Origin of the sequence: Planococcus rifietoensis (genome assembly GCF_001465795.2) — a bacterium.
GTDB classification, from domain to species: domain Bacteria; phylum Bacillota; class Bacilli; order Bacillales_A; family Planococcaceae; genus Planococcus; species Planococcus rifietoensis.
On the sequence record NZ_CP013659.2, the window covers coordinates 517,255 to 534,596 of the forward strand.

The following is a 17,342-nucleotide window of genomic DNA, read 5'->3' on the forward strand; positions in this document are numbered from 1 at the left end:
CATGCAAAAAGCCTTGCCGGATGAATGGGCAAGGCTTCGGTAGATTTTACATTTTGATTGTGACGCGTTTGGTCATCGATACCATGAAAACGAACAATGCAGCTATCAATAGGAGCGAGCCGGTAAGTGCTACAACGAAACTGGTGTTGGGAGTAAACTGCGGGATCCACGAAGCGAGAAGGGTGCTGTAGGCATTGCCTTCCCAGAAAAAATCGTTGAGGCTGAACCCGACAAGAGCGAGTGCGATAAAGCCAAAGCCGAGAAGCCAGCCAAACCGGTAATAGCCGATGCCGATCATCCAGCCAATCATGTAAAACGTCAGAGCATTAAAGAAAAACCCTGCAATTGAACTGAGTGATCCTTCAAATGCTCCGAAAGCAATGGCGTTATCGAGTCCGACCGGCAAGCTGATGAATTGCTGGAGGGCATACTGGATACCATTGATGAGCAATGTTACAAGAGTGATGACCAAAGCCAGACCGATAGCGGAAAGCGCCGTTCCTTTATACCATTCTTTTCGGCTGATGCCTTGATGGATATGTTGTCCCATAAAGACATAGACAATCATAATGCCGCAGACGAGCATGAAAATATTGACGGGTTGATAAGCGAAGACGAAGAATCCTTCAACTGCTTCCATGCCAGAATTCAGGAAAAAGATTCGCACAATATGAATCGCAAAGAGAATCGAGAAAAACCATAGGCTCCATTTGAATTGCTGGTAAAAGACATGGGCAGCTACTTTTGAATGGCGTTCAGATTTCATTGAACTTCCTCCTCAGTTAAATGGATGAACAGATCCTGAAGTGAGACAGGTCCGATTTCAAGCTTGCGGCTATGCGCTTCTGTTCTTTGCTGTTCGTCGAGTTCCCCATAGACCATGACGGATTTGGTACCGCCCAGCTGTTGTTCATTCAAACGTTTCATATCAGACGTGAATGCATCGACTTGTTCGGCAGATCCCGTAATCGCCGCACCGTGTGAAGAAACGGTTTCATAGGGTTCGTTCAACAATAGTCTGCCTTGGTCGATGATGATGACATGGTCGAATAAATAATCCATTTCCGATACCAAATGGGTAGAGAGGATGAATGTACGCGGATGCTCTGCTTGATCATTCAGCAATTCCTTGTAAAAGATTTCGCGTGCCGGTGCATCCATGCCGAGATAAGCTTCATCAAAAATCGTCAGCGGTGCGCGGCTGGCAAGCCCGATTACGACGTTCATCGCCGATTGCATGCCTTTCGATAGTTTATTGACGGGTTTATTGACCGGCAGTTTGAAACGCTTGGTCAATTGTTCGGCATAGTCCATGTCAAAATGAGGACGGTAATGGGAGGCAAGTGCGATTAACTTCTTCGCTTTCTCGGTTTCTTCTTTATAGTCCTTGTCATAGACGAACGCCACTTGCTCCATCTTCTCTGGATTCTCGAACACCGTGGAGCCGTCGACAAATACTTCGCCAGCAGTGGGTTCGCGGAAAGCGGCAATCAACGACAGCAATGAGGTTTTGCCGGCGCCGTTTCGGCCGATGAGGCCATGGATCTTGCCTGCTTCCAATGTCAGTGACACGTCTTTCAAGGCTTCAAACTTTTTGAATTTCAATGTTACGTGATTGAGTTGGACTGAGGCTGCCATCATGCATCACGCCCTTTCGTGGATTTGATCAATTCGATGATTTCTTGTTCCGTAATGCCGAGTTTTTCCGCTTCCTGCACGAGCCCGGTGACGTAATTATCGACAAATGCCTTTTTCCGCTGCTGGACTAAAGTTTTCTTTGCGCCTTCTGCTACAAACATGCCAATCCCTCGCTTTTTAAATAGTATGCCTTCGTCGACAAGCTGGGTGATGCCTTTGGAGACGGTTGCGTGATTGATTTTGTAGAAATTGACCAATTGATTCGTCGATGGAGCTTGGTCGCCTTCTTTTAATTGATCGTTGACGATTTGGTCTTCGATCAATTCGCGGATCTGCAAAAATAAAGGTTTCGCTGAATCAGTTGGGTTGACCATGAAAACACCTCCTTGGGTGATTAGGTAATATGGCTATATACTTATGTGTATAACCATATAACGTAAACTTTTGTTTGTCAACAAAGTTGTCAGAAAAATTTCAGGCATAAAAAAGAAGCCGCATGAATAGCGGCTTTCAAGAGTGTGGAAAGAATTCAGACAGTGATTGTCCAACTAATTGGATAAAGTGGTCAATCTCGTCGTTGGTGGTTTCTTTATGGAAGGAAACCCGGACGAATTTTTTTGCGGCGTCGCTTTCCGTTCCCATCGCAAGCATCGCAGACATCGCTTCACCGTAGCCGATTTTGCAGGCGGTGCCTGTGGAAATGGCAATCTGTGCGCGGTTGCAGGCGAGCATCATCCACTGCCCTTCAACATGCGGCAAAACAAGTCCATGAATGAACGGGGATTTCGATTTTATGTCGCCCGTCGCGATGATGCCTTCGGGTAAATGTTCAATCAAATAGTCCTGAAGCTTGCGTGCGTGCTCATAGTTCGCGGGTTGTTCCATGACGGCGTGTTTTGCGGCGATGGACGCGGAGACGATTCCCGGAACATCGATTGTCCCGGCGCGGAAACCGCCTTGATGCGTCGTTCCTTCGTACACCGATTCCCAGTGAATGGCCGGGTCGAGGTAGGCGATGCCGACACCTTTGGGGCCGCCGATTTTATGCGCTGAACAAACAGCAGAAGCGACGCCCCATGATCCGATGTCGACTGGCAGCTTTCCGAAGCCCTGGACGATATCCGAGTGAAGCGGCACGCCGAATTGCTGGGCGATCTTCGCACATTGTTCGACCGGCTGTACGGCGCCCATCTCTGAGTTGACGAGCTGCATGACGACGAGCGCCGTTTGCGCGTTGACCAATTGTTCGTAAGCATCCAAATCGATGCGCCCAAATTCATCGACGGGAACATAGGTAATGTCATAGCCTTCCTGTTCGAGTTCATGAAACACAGATAAGACGGAAGCATGTTCGAGTTGCGTCGACACGATCGACCGGCAATGCTCGGGACGTCCTTTCAATAAAGAGCGTATGGCGAGCTGGTTCGCTTCTGATGCGTTGCCGGTGAAATAAATGCCATCTTGTCGCACGTTCAGGAATTGTCCCCATAATTTCTTGCACGATGCGAGATAGTCTGCTGCGAGAGATCCTGCATCGTGCAAGCTTTGCGTATTGCCGAATGCATTGTTAGCCGCTTCCACGTAAGCGTCGATCGCTTCTTTTCTCATCGGGGCGGTCGCCGCCGAATCCAAGTAAATCGTCATTTTCCATCAACTTCTTTCCCTAGCCGAGTTTCTTCTTGTAATCACTGTATCTTTATGTCATTAATAGTGTCAAGACACTTGTAAAGAAGGTGTAAAGTTTGTTCGATGTTTGCATCATCGGGGGAGGCGTCGCCGGGCTCATGCTTGCGCGTTCGCTACCAGACAATTATTCCATCGCAGTCGTCACGAAAGAACATGACGGGACAGGAAATACAAGCCTTGCGCAAGGTGGAATCGCCGCAAGCCTGAGTTTTGATGACCGTCCCGAATCCCATGCCACGGACACTTTGCTCGCCTCGGCACATCACGCCGACGCTGGGCGCGTAGAAATTTTGGTCAATGAAGGATCGGAGCTCATGAAGAATTTGCTGAAGCAAGGGCTGCCATTCGACGGGGATGAACGCGGGCTGCCAGCGCTCGGCATGGAAGGCGCACACAGCCAGCGCCGAATCGTCCATGCAGGAGGCGACCAGACCGGCAAGATGCTCATCCACTATCTAATGGAAGAAACGTCCGGAAAAATCATGCGTTTCGCTTTTCATCAAGCCTTGGCATTAAAGATGAAGAACGGCCACTGCACTGGCGTCGTCGTTTCGGATCGGTCCGGACAACGTTCAGTCATTCAAGCACGCCACGTCGTCCTCGCGACAGGCGGCATCGGGCAATTGTACAACGAAACGTCCAACTCATCCGTTGCGACAGGCGACGGATTGTCACTGGCCTATCACGCAGGCGCCGTACTGGAAGATCTCGAATTCGTCCAGTTTCATCCGACTGTCCTGACGCTAGAAGGCAAGTCGTGCGGGCTCATCTCAGAAGCTGTGCGCGGTGAAGGCGCTGTATTGGTGGCTGGAAATGGCAAGCGTGTCATGGACGGCATCCATCCGCTCAAGGAACTCGCACCGCGCGATATTGTTGCAAGGGCGATCGAACGGCATTGGCAAACCAAAGGGCCGGTCTTTCTCGACGCCAGGCATGTGGCTGATTTCCAACAGCGCTTTCCATCGATTTATGACAATTGCTGGAACCATGGAATCGATCCAACGAAAGAGTTACTGCCAGTCCGTCCGGGCGCCCATTTTCATATGGGCGGTGTCAGGACGGATAGTTGCGGCCAGACGTCCATTCCTGGGCTTTATGCTGTCGGGGAAGTCGCGTCGACCGGTGTCCACGGCGCCAACCGCCTGGCGAGCAATTCATTGCTGGAAGGCTTGGTATTCGCTAGGCGGCTTGCGGAGCGGATCAACCAAGAGCCGCAGCCATCCGAAAAGATAAAATCAGTGCAAGCAGATCATGAACTGCCATGTACATATTTTCACGGCGTTGATGAAAATCAGCTGAAACGAAACATGACAGAAACGGCAGGGATTTTAAGAGAACCGTGCGCACTGCAGAAGTTTTTACAAGCACATCCCTTAAAAGTGCAAGCGCTCGAGGATTATAAGGATGAAGTCATCGCACAGATCCACCGGGAAACCTCCTGCAGCCTTATCGCAACTGCAGCCTTATTGCGGGAAGAAAGCAGGGGCGGCCATTACCGGGTCGATGCGCCTGAACCGAAAGCCGAATGGGACGGAAAAGTCATCGGCATTTCAAAAAGCGGCGTCCATTTAATTACACGAAATACGAAGATCAAGGAGACCATATGATGAATCGCTTAAAAGCAGAACAAGCATTAACACAATTTCTACTCGAAGATATTGGAGACCGCGATGTCTCCTCTGTATTGTTCGATCGAACGGATACAGGCGCAGCGCTCGTACGCATGAAACAAAGCGGCGTCGTGGCAGGTCTCGATTGCTATGAATGGGGCTATCGCCTGCTCGACGCGTCGGTCGAAGTGGAATTATTGAAACAAGACGGCGACCGTGTAGAAGCGGGAGAGGCGATCGTGAAAATCACGGGACCCATCGCTTCGCTCCTGGCGGGAGAGCGGGTGCTGTTGAACTTGGTCCAGCGCATGAGCGGCGTTGCGACATTAACGGCGAAATGCGTGGAGGCATTGGACTCTGGCCATACGCGCATCGTCGATACCCGCAAAACGACGCCAGGGTTGCGAATGTTCGAGAAATACGCGGTCCGCGCGGGCGGTGGTTTCAACCACCGAAACGGCTTGTACGATGCGGTCATGCTAAAAGATAACCACATCGCAGCGGCCGGATCGATTACCGAAGCGGTGAAAAAAGTACGCGATTCGCTCGGCCACATGACGATGATCGAAGTGGAAGTTGAGACAGAGCAGCAATTGATGGAAGCGATTGACGCACGTCCCGACACGATCATGTTTGACAACCAGACCCCGGAAACGATCCGGCGCTGGGTGCAGCTGGTGCCAGATACGATCCGCACGGAAGCGTCCGGCGGCATTGACCTCGAAAAGCTTTCCGATTACCGTGATACCGGTGTCGACGTCATTTCCATCGGTGCTTTGACGCATAGTGTTTCGAACCTTGATATCAGCATGAATCTTTCCATATCCCCGAAGGAGGCAGTAATTTCATGACTTCATTGCTTGAAGAACTTCAAATGGCAGATGCCATGCCAAAAAGCTATTTAACAGCATCAACAGATGAATTGCATGAACGCGCAAAACGTGCACGTGCAGTTCTCGGAGAACGATTGTATATCCTCGGCCATCATTACCAGAAAGACGAAGTGATCCATTATGCCGATGTGACCGGCGACTCGCTGCAATTGTCGCAAATCGCTGGTAGGCAGACAGCGGATTATATCCTGTTTTGCGGCGTCCATTTCATGGCAGAGACCGCAGACATCTTGACCGAGCCGCACCAAGCGGTCATTTTGCCGGATATGCGGGCGGGTTGTTCGATGGCGGATATGGCCAATATCGACCAAACCGAACGCGCTTGGCAAGAGCTTCAGAAATTGTATGGCGACACGATCGTTCCGCTTACTTACGTCAATTCAACAGCGGCGATCAAAGCGTTTGTCGGCCGGAACGGAGGCGCGACGGTGACTTCCTCGAATGCTGAAGAAATGGTCGAGTGGGCTTTGTCCCAAAAACAGCGCATGCTGTTCTTGCCCGATCAGCATTTAGGGCGCAATACTGCCGTGAAGCTTGGCATTCCGCTCGAGCACATGGCGGTGTGGGACCCGATCAAGCAAAAACTCGAACTCGGTTGTGCGGTAGAAGACGTGCAAGTAATTCTCTGGAAAGGGCATTGCTCGGTGCATATGAACTTCTTGCCGAAACACGTCGACAATTTGCGCTTCAAAGAACCGGACCGCAACATCCTCGTGCATCCGGAATGCACCTATGAAGTCGTCAGCGCCTCTGATTTTGCGGGCTCCACAAAATACATCATCGATATGATCGAAGCATCCGACCCAGGCTCCAAATGGGCGATCGGTACGGAAATGAACCTCGTCAACCGGCTCATCAAGGATTTCCCGGACCGCGACATTGTTTCCTTGAATCCTTTTATGTGCCCATGCCTGACGATGAATCGTATCGATTTGCCGCATTTTACATGGATCTTGGAAGAACTGGTGGAAGGCCGCGTCCTCAACCGTATCCAAGTGGACGAGAAAACGGCGAGTGAAGCGAAGATGGCTTTAGCGAAGATGCTATAGGAAGAAAACCCGCTGTCCTGGAGATGGGCAGCGGGTTTTTCATCGCCGGTTGATGGATTCAAAGAGGCTGCCCGTTCATCTCGCGCTTTAACCGATGCCGGTTTTCGTGTAAAATTTCCATGGAAGATAGTTTCTTTTCTGGATATAACGACAACGCAAAAACCCGCAGATCTGGTATCTGCGCAGAATTTTAGATACATGAAAGCCGGGGGATTTGAGATGGTTTCATCAAAAGATGTGGCAAAATATGCAGGTGTTTCACAAACTACAGTTTCACGTGTTTTGAATACTCCCGATCGAGTGAAAGGGCCTACTTACAAAAAGGTGATGGCTGCCATCGACGCGTTGAATTACATTCCAGACGCTAATGCGCGGTCGCTTGTTCAACAAAAAACCGATACGATCGCGTTGATTTCAGGTCCTTTATACAATCCTTTTTTCGTGGAAACGACGACTTCAATCGTTAATTACGCCAACGAAAATGGCTTTAAAATCAACGTTCATTTCTCCAAAAATGAAAATATTACCGATACGTATCATTCCATATTTGAAAACAAAGTGGATGGCATTATCCTGTCTTCGATTTTATTGGACGACCCCATTTTCGAAAAACTGGAGAAATCGGGAATTCCCTTCATTACATACAACAGAAAGCATGAGAGCAACAAAAATTTTGTGGAAATGGATAACGAACAGGCCGGTTTTTTGGCTGCGGATTATTTGCTTTCGCTTGGACACGAAGCGATTTGCTGGGTAGGCGGGCCGCTGGAAATCAGCACATTCAAAGGACGCTACGACGGCTTTTTAAGAGCATTCCAAAAGAACAGAATCGCGGTGGAGCAAGAGCGGATTTTCCTCACCGACACGAGCAAAGAACAACTGCGTGAAACTTTTTTGAAAATGGAAATGCTCGAGGAAAAGCCGACGGCAATTCATGCAGCAACAGATGCTATCGCTATCCAAATGATGGATTTCTATATTTCAGCAGGCTATCGCGTCCCGGAAGACATTAGCATTATCGGCATCGATAACGTCGAGATCGGCCAGCATGCCTCCATCAATTTAACAACGGTGGGCATTTCTTCGCCGGCGAACTTGGGGCAATTAGCCATCGAAACGCTGATTGACATGATTCAACAAAAAAATAAACCTTGTATTCAAATCACAAAAACTGTTAGACTATTCGAAAGAAAGACAACAATTGAAAGAAGGAGGGTATGAGCCCTTTTTTTAACGCAAAAATGGTTACGTAACCATTTTTTTCTAGTTAATTAATGATGGCGCTTTCATTTTCATGGCAGGATGAGTAAAAATCCATCCTGGTATCAAAGGGGTATTAATATCAATCAGAAACAGGGGGATGTATATGAAGTGGAAAGAGCGTGAGTATGGAGAAGAATCACCATTTATTCCAGCTGGGCCGTTTAAAATTCGCTTGCCTTTTATTCATTACCGATTTGAATGGCCGGATTATGTGCAAGGCTTGTTAATGTGTGCAGTTGATTTAGCAGCAATTCCATTATTGATTGAACTGCTCGGCATGCCATTTGAAGTCGCTTTGGCGATTGTATTGCTAAACGGAGTTTTTTATTTGTTGCACCATTTACTTGGGGATCCAGCCGTACCGGGATGGATTACACCAGCGATTCCGCTGATCATGTTGTATTGCATGCAATTTCCAGAAGGGACAGAGAGGGTGCACGCATTAATCGCTTTTCAGATGACTTTAGGGGTCTTGGCGATTCTTCTCGGTTCAACCGGTTTAGCGGCTAAAGTGGTATCCAGTATTCCTTCTGCCATCAGGGCCGGAATCATTCTCGGTGCCGGGTTTGCCGCCGTCGTGTCGATTTTCGAAGTAGGCGGGCGGTTTGAAACTTTCCCATGGACGATTTCAATCGCTGTCGGAATCGGTTTCTATTTACTGTTTTCAAAGCATTTCAACAAACTCAAAACGACGCATCCGATTTGGGGGCTGGTCGGGAAGCTCGGGATTTTCCCGATTATCATTATAGCCATCGTCATTGCGCCGCTGTTTGGCGAAGCGCCATGGCCGACGATCGAGTGGGGACTCATCTCGCCTGACTTTATGGGCTTATGGACAAACTATACAATGTTCGGTTTGGGCTTCCCGCCACTAATGCTGTTTGTCACTGGCATTCCAACCGTACTAGCCGCTTATATCGTCCTGTTCGGCGATGTATTGCAGACGAAAGCCTTGGTAAAAGAGGCAGATTTATCGCGTCCAGACGAAAAGCTCGACTACAACCCGAATCGTGCGCACTTGATTTTTGGCGCAAGAAACTCAGCAATGAGCGTACTCGGACCAGACGTCACAATGGCAGGTCCATTATGGGCAGCCATGCAAGTCGTCGTCGTTCAGCGTTATAAAGATGGCAGAAAAGCGATGGATTCTTTCATCGGGGGCGCAGGTTCCTTCCGTTGGGGAACGAATACCGGCTTATTGTTATTGCCAATCGTCAGCTTGGTTGAGCCGATTCTCGGAATTGCGCTCGCCTTGACGCTTTTGATCCAAGGGTATGTCAGCGTAAAAGTCGGTATCTTGGAAGCCAGAAGCCAAAGCGATTTGGGAATTGCTGGCATCATTGGGGCCGTATTGGTCATCAAAGGCGCGGCATGGGCATTCCCAGTCGGTATCGCATTGTGCTTATTGATTTACGGCAAAGACTTCTTCAAGAACGAATCGGATGAGACATTCACGAAAGACCTGGCGCCAGAAGCGAATGAAAACGTTTAAGAGATGAAAGGATGTCATGTATGAAAAAGAAACTTTATGTAAGCGGTCAATGGCAAGAAACGAAAGACTATGCAGAGTTGTTCTCTCCGTACTCCAATGAAAAAATCGGTGAAATTCCGAAAGCTTCCGTATCCGATGTGGAGGCAGCCATCGAAGCTGCGTCTAATGCACAGGAGGCCATGGAAGCATTGACTGCCTATGAGCGTGCGGCGATCCTTGAGCAATTGGTTGCGCTGTTCATTGAACATAAAGAGCAAGCAGCGAAAATCATCGCCCAAGAATCCGCCAAACCTTTGAAATTTGCCTTAGGGGAAATTGAGCGGACAATTGAAACGTATAAATTCGCGGCTGAAGAAGCGAAACGGCTGTCTGGGGAAATGATCCCGATGGACGCAGCAAAAGGCGGCAGCAATCGCTTAGCCTATACGATGCGCGAACCTTTGGGCGTCGTGGTAGCGATTACGCCGTTCAACTTTCCGCAGAATCTGGTCGCCCATAAAGTCGGGCCGGCGATAGCAGCCGGCAATACGGTCGTGTTGAAGCCGGCGTCCCAAACTCCGCTTTCGGCATTTTTCCTGGCTGAACTTCTCGATCAGACCGATTTGCCGAAGGGCGCGTTCAACTTGGTCACGGGCAGCGGCAGAACAGTCGGCGATGTATTGGTCGAGAGCGACCAAGTGAAAATGGTGACCTTTACAGGTAGCCCGGCTGTCGGCAAAGGCATCCGGGACAAGGCAGGACTGAAGAAAGTTGCCTTGGAACTGGGGTCAAATGCAGGGATGATCGTCGATGAAGGAGTCGACTTGGACGTGGTTGTGGAGAAGGCGATTGCCGGTGCCTTTTCGAACCAAGGGCAAGTGTGCATCTCCTTGCAGCGGATTTACATTATGGACAGCTTAGTGGATGAGTTTTTGTCCCGTTTCAAAACGGCGGCCAGTCAATTGGTGATCGGAGATCCACTGGATGCGAAGACCGATCTTTCAGCGATGATTTCCAAACAAGAGCAAGAGCGGGCTGTGCAGTGGGTCAAGGAATCGGTTGATGAAGGGGCCACGCTAATCGCTGGAGGGACAGTTGAAGATGAAGTGTTCCAACCGACTATCCTGTCGAATGTCGCAACAGATTCAAAAGTGTCGTGCCAGGAAGTGTTTGCGCCAGTCGTCATCGTCAACGCCATCCAATCGGTTGAGCAAGGCATTAACGAAATCAACAACTCGGATTTCGGACTTCAAGCCGGGATTTTTACGAATGATATCAAGACAGCTTTCCACGCATCGAAAAAGCTGCAGGTCGGCGGCGTATTGATCAACGATATTCCGACATTCCGTGTCGACCAGATGCCTTATGGCGGTGTGAAAGAAAGCGGCAACGGGAAAGAAGGACTTAAATACGCAATTGAAGAAATGACTGAAATGAAGTTGGTCATCTGGAATCAATCATAAAGAACTATAAAAAGGAGTGGATGATGTGTCGAGCAAAATCACATTCATGCCGATCAGCTATACCGGCTGGGGGGCATTGGAGCAATTAACGAGCGAAGCGGAACGCCTGAACGCGAGCAATATCCTCATCGTCACCGACCCATTTCTGGAAGAGCTCGGGATGACGCAAAAAATCGTCGAACCGCTCGAAGCAAAAGGGTGGAAGACGAGCATCTACACAGAAGTCGTGCCGGAGCCGCCGCTTGAAGTCGGTGAAAAATTGGTTGCTTATACGAAAGAAAATAAATTCGATTTAGTCATCGGCCTGGGCGGCGGCAGTGCCTTGGACCTGGCAAAATTAGCAGGTGTCCTGGCGACCCATGAAGGGAAAGTGGCCGACTATTTGAACTTGACGGGCAAGCGTTCCTTGACGGATAAAGGCATCCCGAAAATATTGATTCCGACGACGTCTGGAACGGGTTCCGAAGTGACCAATATTGCCGTATTGTCGCTGGAATCCTCAAAAGACGTAGTCACTCATGATTATTTATTGCCGGACGTGGCGATTGTCGACCCGGAATTGACGGTTTCCTTGCCGCCGAAAGTGACAGCTGCAACAGGCATCGACGCGTTGACGCATGCGGTGGAGGCGTATGTGTCGAAAAACGCCAACCCGGTAACAGATGGCCTGGCGTTGCAGGCGATCCGCTTGATCAGCGGGTCGATCCGCACGGCAGTAGAAGACGGGGAAAACAAAGAAGCGCGCACGAATATGAGCTACGGCAGTTATTTGGCAGGATTGGCCTTTTTCAACGCTGGCGTTGCCGGTGTACACGCCTTGGCGTATCCGCTTGGCGGTCAGTTCCATATCTCGCACGGTGAATCCAATGCTGTTTTGCTTCCGTATGTCATGGGCTATATCCGCCCGAGCTGTGAGAAGAGAATGAAGGACATTGTCGAAGCGATGGGTGTCGACGTCACACAAATGGATGACCAACAAGCTTCCTATACATGCGTCGAGGAGTTGAAAAAACTCGTCGCCGACGTGAATATTCCCGTGTCGCTGAAAGGCTTCGATATTGGGGAAGACGCCTTGGACAGCTTGGCGGACGATGGCATCAAGCAAACAAGAATCTTGGCGAGAAGCCCGATGCCGCTTGAGAGAGAAGATATTTACGCAATCTACCATGCCGCCTATTCAGGAGAAGTCGCTGAAAAGAAAACGGTATGATATGAAAAGTTTGGAACCTTTACTTGAAAAGAAGGGTTCGTAGTACAAAAGAATTCTTCAAGTATGAGATATGAATCTCTGCTTATATCAGTGAAGTGGAAGCCGGCGACTCCTGCGGGAACAGTGACGCAGCGAAGCGAAGGAGCGACACGAGCCGAAGATCCTGCAAGCGAATGAACGAAGTCATTCGTTTGCGAAGCTCGAACTTTGTGAGAGTTGAGCAGGAGGTTTTTAGCGTCAGCGACTGTGCCCTGGCAGCTGGCAGCGCGACGTCCTGTCGCGCCAGCTGCATGACCCACATCCTGTGGGCCCGAAAACGTCCGGCTGGAACGAAACATAAAAAGCTGAAGCAGGAACCCATTCAGGTTCCCGCTTCAGCTTTTGTGTTTCTATAGAAGAAAGTGAGATTTACAGTTTAGCGAACTCAGGGTCAGCGACTTTCACCAATTGCTTGCCGAGGTTGCTGCCTTCGAATAGACCAAGGAATGCTTCCGGTGTTTTCTCGAAGCCTTCTACAATCGTTTCTTCGTATTTCAGTTTGCCTTCTTGCAGCCATTTGCCGAGATCTTGTGCGCCTGTTTTGAAATCATGCGCGTAATCGCCGAGCGTGAAGCCTTTCATCATCGAGCTCGTCGTGATGAATTTCCACTGAATGCGCGGGCCGATATCTCCTTCTGGGTTGTTGTAAGCAGAGATGGCGCCGCACAACACGACGCGTGCGTTGCGGTTGATTTCAAAAATGACCGCGTCCGATACCTCGCCGCCGACATTATCAAAATAGACGTCAACGCCGTTCGGGACGGTTTTTTTGAATGCTTCTTTGAAGTTATCGTCTTTATAGTTTACGGCTTCATCGAATCCAAGTTCGTTGATCAGGTAGTCGATCTTATCCTGTGAACCGGCGATGCCGACGACGTGTGCGCCTTTCAATTTGGCGATCTGCCCGACGACTGAACCGACAGCTCCTGCTGCGCCTGAGACGACCACCGTTTCGCCTTGTTGCGGCTTGCCGATATCGAGCAGGCCGAAGTAGGCTGTGAGGCCAGTCAAGCCGAGTATCCCGAGACGAGTCGTAATCGGTGCAATGGATGGATCAACCTTCTGCACTGATTTCGCATCCGCGACATTATACTGTGCCCAGTCCAATGTGCCAGTGACGATATCGCCTTGTTTAAAATCATCGGAATTCGACTCGATGACTTCAGCCAGCACGCCGCCGGTAATGGCTTTGTTCAATTCGAACGGTGCCACATAGGATTTCTGGTCTTTCATGCGTCCGCGCATATACGGGTCAACGGAAAGGTATAAAGTTTTCAGCAATAATTCATCCGTACCGATTGTCGGGATATTTTTTTCGACAAAATTAAAGTCGCTGTCAGTCGGCGTGCCTTCTGGGCGGTTCGCCAATTGGATTTCTTTGTATGTGTTTGGTGTCATATGAATTCCTCCTTGGAATAAGTTTGCATAGAAGAGCGTACCACTCCCAAAGAAAGGAAGTAAAATTTCCAGCTCGCCAAGCTCGTATTGTTGTAGTTGTCCTAAGGCTATGATATTTTAATATAACTAACTTTAATTCAAGGGAAGAGGTAATTAAATGAACCCGCACTATAAACCATTATTCGAAGAAATCACGTTGCCAAACGGCGTTGTCCTATCTGACCGTTTAGGCGTCGCACCAATGACGACCTATTCAGGAAATCCAGACGGCACTGTCTCAGATGGCGAACTTTCGTATTACCAGCGCCGTGCAGGACTCGGCAGCCTGTTCGTCTCTGCCTGCATCGCAGTTTCCGAAAACGGCATCGCCTTCCCAAATCAATTCGTCGCATTTAAAGACGACGTCATGCCGCGCTTAAAGCAACTCGCGACTGAAATGAAATCACAAGGCAGCAAAGCCATCCTGCAAATGCAGCACGGCGGTCGCCAAGGCCAGCCGGATTTGATCCGAGCGGGCGAAACGGTCGCACCGAGCGCCATCGCGGAATCTGCGGACAAGCCGACACCGCGCGCGTTGACGGGAGAAGAAATCATCGACATCATCCGCGATTTCGGTGAAACGACTCGCCGTGCGATCGAAGCCGGATTTGACGGTGTGGAAATCCACGGCGCCAACACGTATTTAATCCAGCAATTCGTCTCAGCTACTTACAACCAGCGTGAAGACGAGTGGGGCGGCAGCTTAGAGAACCGCTTGAAATTCGGTTTGGCGGTCTTGGATGAAGTGAAACAAGTGGCTGCGAAACATGCAGACGACAGCTTCATCATCGGCTACCGTTTGTCACCGGAAGAAAACAATGCCGATTCCGTTGGCTACACGATCAAAGAAACGCAACAATTAGTCGAGCGTTTGATCGAAGGCGGCATCCATTATATCCACGTATCGCTGATGGAGTTCAAAAAAGCGCCGCGCGGCATGGAAGATGGGGACAGCATCGTTCAAATCCTGTCGAAACAAATCGATGGCCGCGTCGCATTTGTTGTAGTCGGCGGCGTCACCCAGCCTGAACATGTGGTAGCTGCGCTTGAAGAAGGTGCGGACATCGTCGTCATGGGCCGCCAAGCACTGGTCGATCCGGAATGGACCGAGAAAGTGAAGCAAGGAAACGAAGCAGACATCAACGAAACTATCCCGCAAGAACTGGTCGGCAAACTCGACATCCCGGAAACGATGTGGAACGCCATCACGTCTTACGGCATGGTCAAAGTTGACGCGAAAGTATAAAGAACAGCAAGCTCCCATGCCGGATATGGCCTGGGAGCTTTTTTGTACAACGAAAATGTCTTTGATAGACTGGTACTACTAATAATCATAAGGAGTGATTACGTGTCGCTGATTCCAGCTGAACACTTGAAGCAAATCTTTTCGGTCGAGGCAAAGTTTTATCATGTCGAAATAGAGAACGAAAAGATTCTCATGCGCCGTGAAGCACGCATCAGGCGAAATGGCGTTTTTACCACTCGAGCAGATGCGGTGATCGTCATGATCAACCCATCCAATTGTGCGCAAGCTGGCGAAACTTTAAAGAGCCCGCAGGACGCGCAGTGGATCCCCACCAAACCGAATCCGACGCAATACCAGTTGATGAATTTGATGGAGCGGCAAGAATGGAATTTGGTCACGCTCATCAATTTATCGGATATTTGCGAAGGGAACATCGGGAACTTCAACATCATTGAAAACCAGTTCAATAGAATGGGAATGTCCCACTCGCTATTTCAAGAAGATAATGCGCAAGAGCGTCAAGCTTTACTGGCGTCCGCAGATCATCTCATTTTTGCCTGGGGCTCGTCGACTGTCGCCAAAAGGCTCGCTGCACAGTTCGGCTTGTTCCAAGAGGGCAGCCCAGAAAAGTCGTATGCACATGCGAAAGCATGGGTGGCAGCTGATAATGGTTTCCCGCGCCACCCGAAACCCGCGACGGTTGCGGACCGGGTTATCTGGTTAGATAAGATGGATGTCTTGCTTCAATAATTGGAATAAGTTCATTACTTGAAAAATCCCTATGCTATTATTAATGTCTGTTCTATATAAAAGGGGGCGGCAGGATGGACTACCGGATCAAAGAGCAAACAGGATTCTCGCCGAAAGTCGGTGAACTTGTCTCGATGCTCGAGTATACGCGCGCGGTTACATTGGCGGATGTGGAAGGTTTGTCGACGGAAGAGCTTGATTATTTGGCTGACGGACATTCGAATTCGATCGGGGCGCTATTGATGCACGTGGCGGCGATTGAATTTGTCTACCAGGTCATCGCATTCGAAAACCGTGACTTGACGGAGCGAGAACTGGAGCAATGGATTGTCCCGCTTGAACTGGGGGACAGGGCAAGAAATGAAATTCGCGGCCATTCACTTGATTATTACCTGGATGAATTTAAAAAGGTCCGGGACCGTACGCTATCGCTATTGGAAAGTGTCGACGATAGCTGGTTGTACGAAGAAGGGCAGTACTTTAACGGAGTTATCTACAATAAGTATTATCTCTGGTTTCATGTTGTGGAAGATGAAACAAGCCACCGGGGGCAGATCCGGATTCTCAAGCGGATGCTTAAATCATGACACCAAAAAAGCTCAAGGCACACGACGCCTTGAGCTTTTTTTATGCGTCCGTCATGACGATGCTTGTGCTTTTACCTGTTCTAAAAAGCCAGTGGCATAGCGGATGAATTCCTGGACGGCGTCGGTTTGATGACGGTCTTTATGCCACACCAATCCGACGGTGCGTGTACAGACGGGCTGAGAGATTCTCAATTCTTTCACTGGCAGAGTCGAAAGGCGCTTGCTTCGGATGAGGGACGGGCTGAAAGCGACGCCGAGCCCTTTGGAGACCAGCTCATACGTGACACCCGTTTCATCTCCTTCAAACGCGAAGTCAGGATAGAAACCGGCTTCTCCGCAAAATTGCTCGGTCATGTCCCGGAACCCGTAGCCCGGGGGCATGACGATAAAAGGATCATTTTTTACTTCGATCAATGCGATGTCTTCGCGATCGGCAAGTGGATGGCTGGACGGGACGGCGAGAAAAATTTCTTCTTCGATGATCGGGCGCCATTCCAAATCTTCTCCTTCAATCGGAAAGGTGGAAATGGCGACATCGATTTCGCCGCTTTCAAGTTGGTTTTTCAAACGCTCCGCAAATGCCTGGTATTGGCGGAAGCGCGCATTCGGATAGACATCTAGAAACCCGGCGAGCAGTTCAGGCAAGATGGTTGGGATGGTCACGGCGACAGAGACGAGATTGTTTTGCTTTTCCGCCAAAAACGCCAATTCCTTTTCGCCTTTTTGGATTTCCCGAAAAACATTATCGACGACTTGTAAATAGGCCTCGCCAAGCGGGTTCAATTGGATTTTCCGGCCGGAGCGGTTGAATAGTTTATAGCCCAGGCGCTGTTCGAGCTTGGAAATGGTTTTGCTGAGGGCGGGTTGTGAAACGTTCAAAGCTTGTGCAGCTTTCGTTAAATGCTGGTGCTTGGCTACTTCCTGGAAATAGCGCATTTGCAATAAATCCATGGGGCGGGCTCCTTTCGCTGGAGGCGTGTTCTATCTGTCAGTTTAGCCT

16 protein-coding genes are annotated in these 17,342 nt (G+C 49.6%); 10 read left to right on the forward strand and 6 right to left on the reverse strand.

The genetic code is table 11. The features are described 5' to 3' along the window. Positions 1 to 46: 46 nt before the first annotated feature. The 4 genes from AUC31_RS02395 to AUC31_RS02410 form a co-directional block, all read right to left on the reverse strand. Positions 47 to 766 carry a hypothetical protein gene (locus AUC31_RS02395; protein WP_058381547.1) on the reverse strand — a complete coding sequence of 240 codons (720 nt, stop codon included), beginning with the start codon at positions 764 to 766 and terminating at the stop codon, positions 47 to 49. Next, positions 763 to 1,638, reverse strand: coding sequence for an ATP-binding cassette domain-containing protein (locus AUC31_RS02400; RefSeq protein ID WP_058383687.1), 876 nt, complete (start codon positions 1,636 to 1,638; stop codon positions 763 to 765). Before AUC31_RS02400 ends, AUC31_RS02395 begins: the two co-directional genes overlap by 4 nt. Then, positions 1,638 to 2,012 (reverse strand): GntR family transcriptional regulator, encoded by a 375-nt coding sequence (locus tag AUC31_RS02405; RefSeq protein WP_058381546.1) that lies wholly within the window; start codon positions 2,010 to 2,012, stop codon positions 1,638 to 1,640. Before AUC31_RS02405 ends, AUC31_RS02400 begins: the two co-directional genes overlap by 1 nt. A gap of 136 nt (positions 2,013 to 2,148) precedes the next feature. Continuing rightward, positions 2,149 to 3,282, reverse strand: coding sequence for an IscS subfamily cysteine desulfurase (locus AUC31_RS02410; RefSeq protein WP_058381545.1), 1,134 nt, complete (start codon positions 3,280 to 3,282; stop codon positions 2,149 to 2,151). Positions 3,283 to 3,380: 98 nt separating this feature from the next. Between AUC31_RS02410 and nadB the strand changes: the two genes are divergently transcribed. From nadB to AUC31_RS02445, 7 genes are all read left to right on the forward strand, one after another. Continuing rightward, positions 3,381 to 4,931, forward strand: coding sequence for an L-aspartate oxidase (nadB, locus tag AUC31_RS02415; RefSeq protein WP_058381544.1), 1,551 nt, complete (start codon positions 3,381 to 3,383; stop codon positions 4,929 to 4,931). Then, positions 4,931 to 5,785 (forward strand): carboxylating nicotinate-nucleotide diphosphorylase, encoded by an 855-nt coding sequence (gene nadC, locus AUC31_RS02420; RefSeq protein ID WP_058381543.1) that lies wholly within the window; start codon positions 4,931 to 4,933, stop codon positions 5,783 to 5,785. Before nadB ends, nadC begins: the two co-directional genes overlap by 1 nt. Continuing rightward, the gene (gene nadA / locus AUC31_RS02425; RefSeq protein WP_058381542.1) at positions 5,782 to 6,876 is read left to right on the forward strand and encodes a quinolinate synthase NadA; all 1,095 of its coding nucleotides are present in this window, start codon (positions 5,782 to 5,784) and stop codon (positions 6,874 to 6,876) included. The genes nadC and nadA overlap by 4 nt, the downstream gene beginning before the upstream one ends. Positions 6,877 to 7,095: 219 nt before the next feature. After that, positions 7,096 to 8,097: a LacI family DNA-binding transcriptional regulator gene (locus AUC31_RS02430; protein WP_058381541.1), complete on the forward strand. Its 1,002-nt coding sequence runs from the start codon at positions 7,096 to 7,098 to the stop codon at positions 8,095 to 8,097. A gap of 145 nt (positions 8,098 to 8,242) precedes the next feature. After that, entirely contained in the window at positions 8,243 to 9,631 is a 1,389-nt protein-coding gene (locus AUC31_RS02435) for a hypothetical protein (protein WP_058381540.1), read from the forward strand. Positions 9,632 to 9,651: 20 nt separating this feature from the next. Further along, positions 9,652 to 11,073: an aldehyde dehydrogenase family protein gene (locus tag AUC31_RS02440; RefSeq protein ID WP_058381539.1), complete on the forward strand. Its 1,422-nt coding sequence runs from the start codon at positions 9,652 to 9,654 to the stop codon at positions 11,071 to 11,073. A 46-nt stretch (positions 11,074 to 11,119) separates the two neighbouring features. Next, positions 11,120 to 12,283 carry an iron-containing alcohol dehydrogenase gene (locus AUC31_RS02445; protein WP_418054981.1) on the forward strand — a complete coding sequence of 388 codons (1,164 nt, stop codon included), beginning with the start codon at positions 11,120 to 11,122 and terminating at the stop codon, positions 12,281 to 12,283. Between the two features lie 408 nt (positions 12,284 to 12,691). On the opposite strand, the gene AUC31_RS02455 is transcribed toward AUC31_RS02445, so the two are convergent. Continuing rightward, a complete protein-coding gene (locus tag AUC31_RS02455) occupies positions 12,692 to 13,720 on the reverse strand; it encodes an NADP-dependent oxidoreductase (protein WP_058381536.1) in 1,029 nt (342 codons plus the stop codon). A 157-nt stretch (positions 13,721 to 13,877) separates the two neighbouring features. On the opposite strand from AUC31_RS02455, the gene AUC31_RS02460 reads away from it, so the two are divergent. The 3 genes from AUC31_RS02460 to AUC31_RS02470 all read left to right on the forward strand — a co-directional run bounded on the left by AUC31_RS02460 (position 13,878) and on the right by AUC31_RS02470 (position 16,342). After that, positions 13,878 to 15,005 (forward strand): NADH-dependent flavin oxidoreductase, encoded by a 1,128-nt coding sequence (locus AUC31_RS02460; RefSeq protein WP_058381535.1) that lies wholly within the window; start codon positions 13,878 to 13,880, stop codon positions 15,003 to 15,005. 102 nt (positions 15,006 to 15,107) lie between these two features. Continuing rightward, positions 15,108 to 15,755: a DUF1643 domain-containing protein gene (locus AUC31_RS02465; RefSeq protein ID WP_058381534.1), complete on the forward strand. Its 648-nt coding sequence runs from the start codon at positions 15,108 to 15,110 to the stop codon at positions 15,753 to 15,755. Between the two features lie 74 nt (positions 15,756 to 15,829). Further along, complete coding sequence (locus AUC31_RS02470) at positions 15,830 to 16,342, forward strand: DinB family protein (RefSeq protein WP_058381533.1); 513 nt, start codon at positions 15,830 to 15,832, stop codon at positions 16,340 to 16,342. A gap of 51 nt (positions 16,343 to 16,393) precedes the next feature. Here AUC31_RS02470 and AUC31_RS02475 read toward each other — a convergent pair whose 3' ends face one another. Then, positions 16,394 to 17,293 carry a LysR family transcriptional regulator gene (locus tag AUC31_RS02475; protein WP_058381532.1) on the reverse strand — a complete coding sequence of 300 codons (900 nt, stop codon included), beginning with the start codon at positions 17,291 to 17,293 and terminating at the stop codon, positions 16,394 to 16,396. Between the last annotated feature and the right edge of the window lie 49 nt (positions 17,294 to 17,342).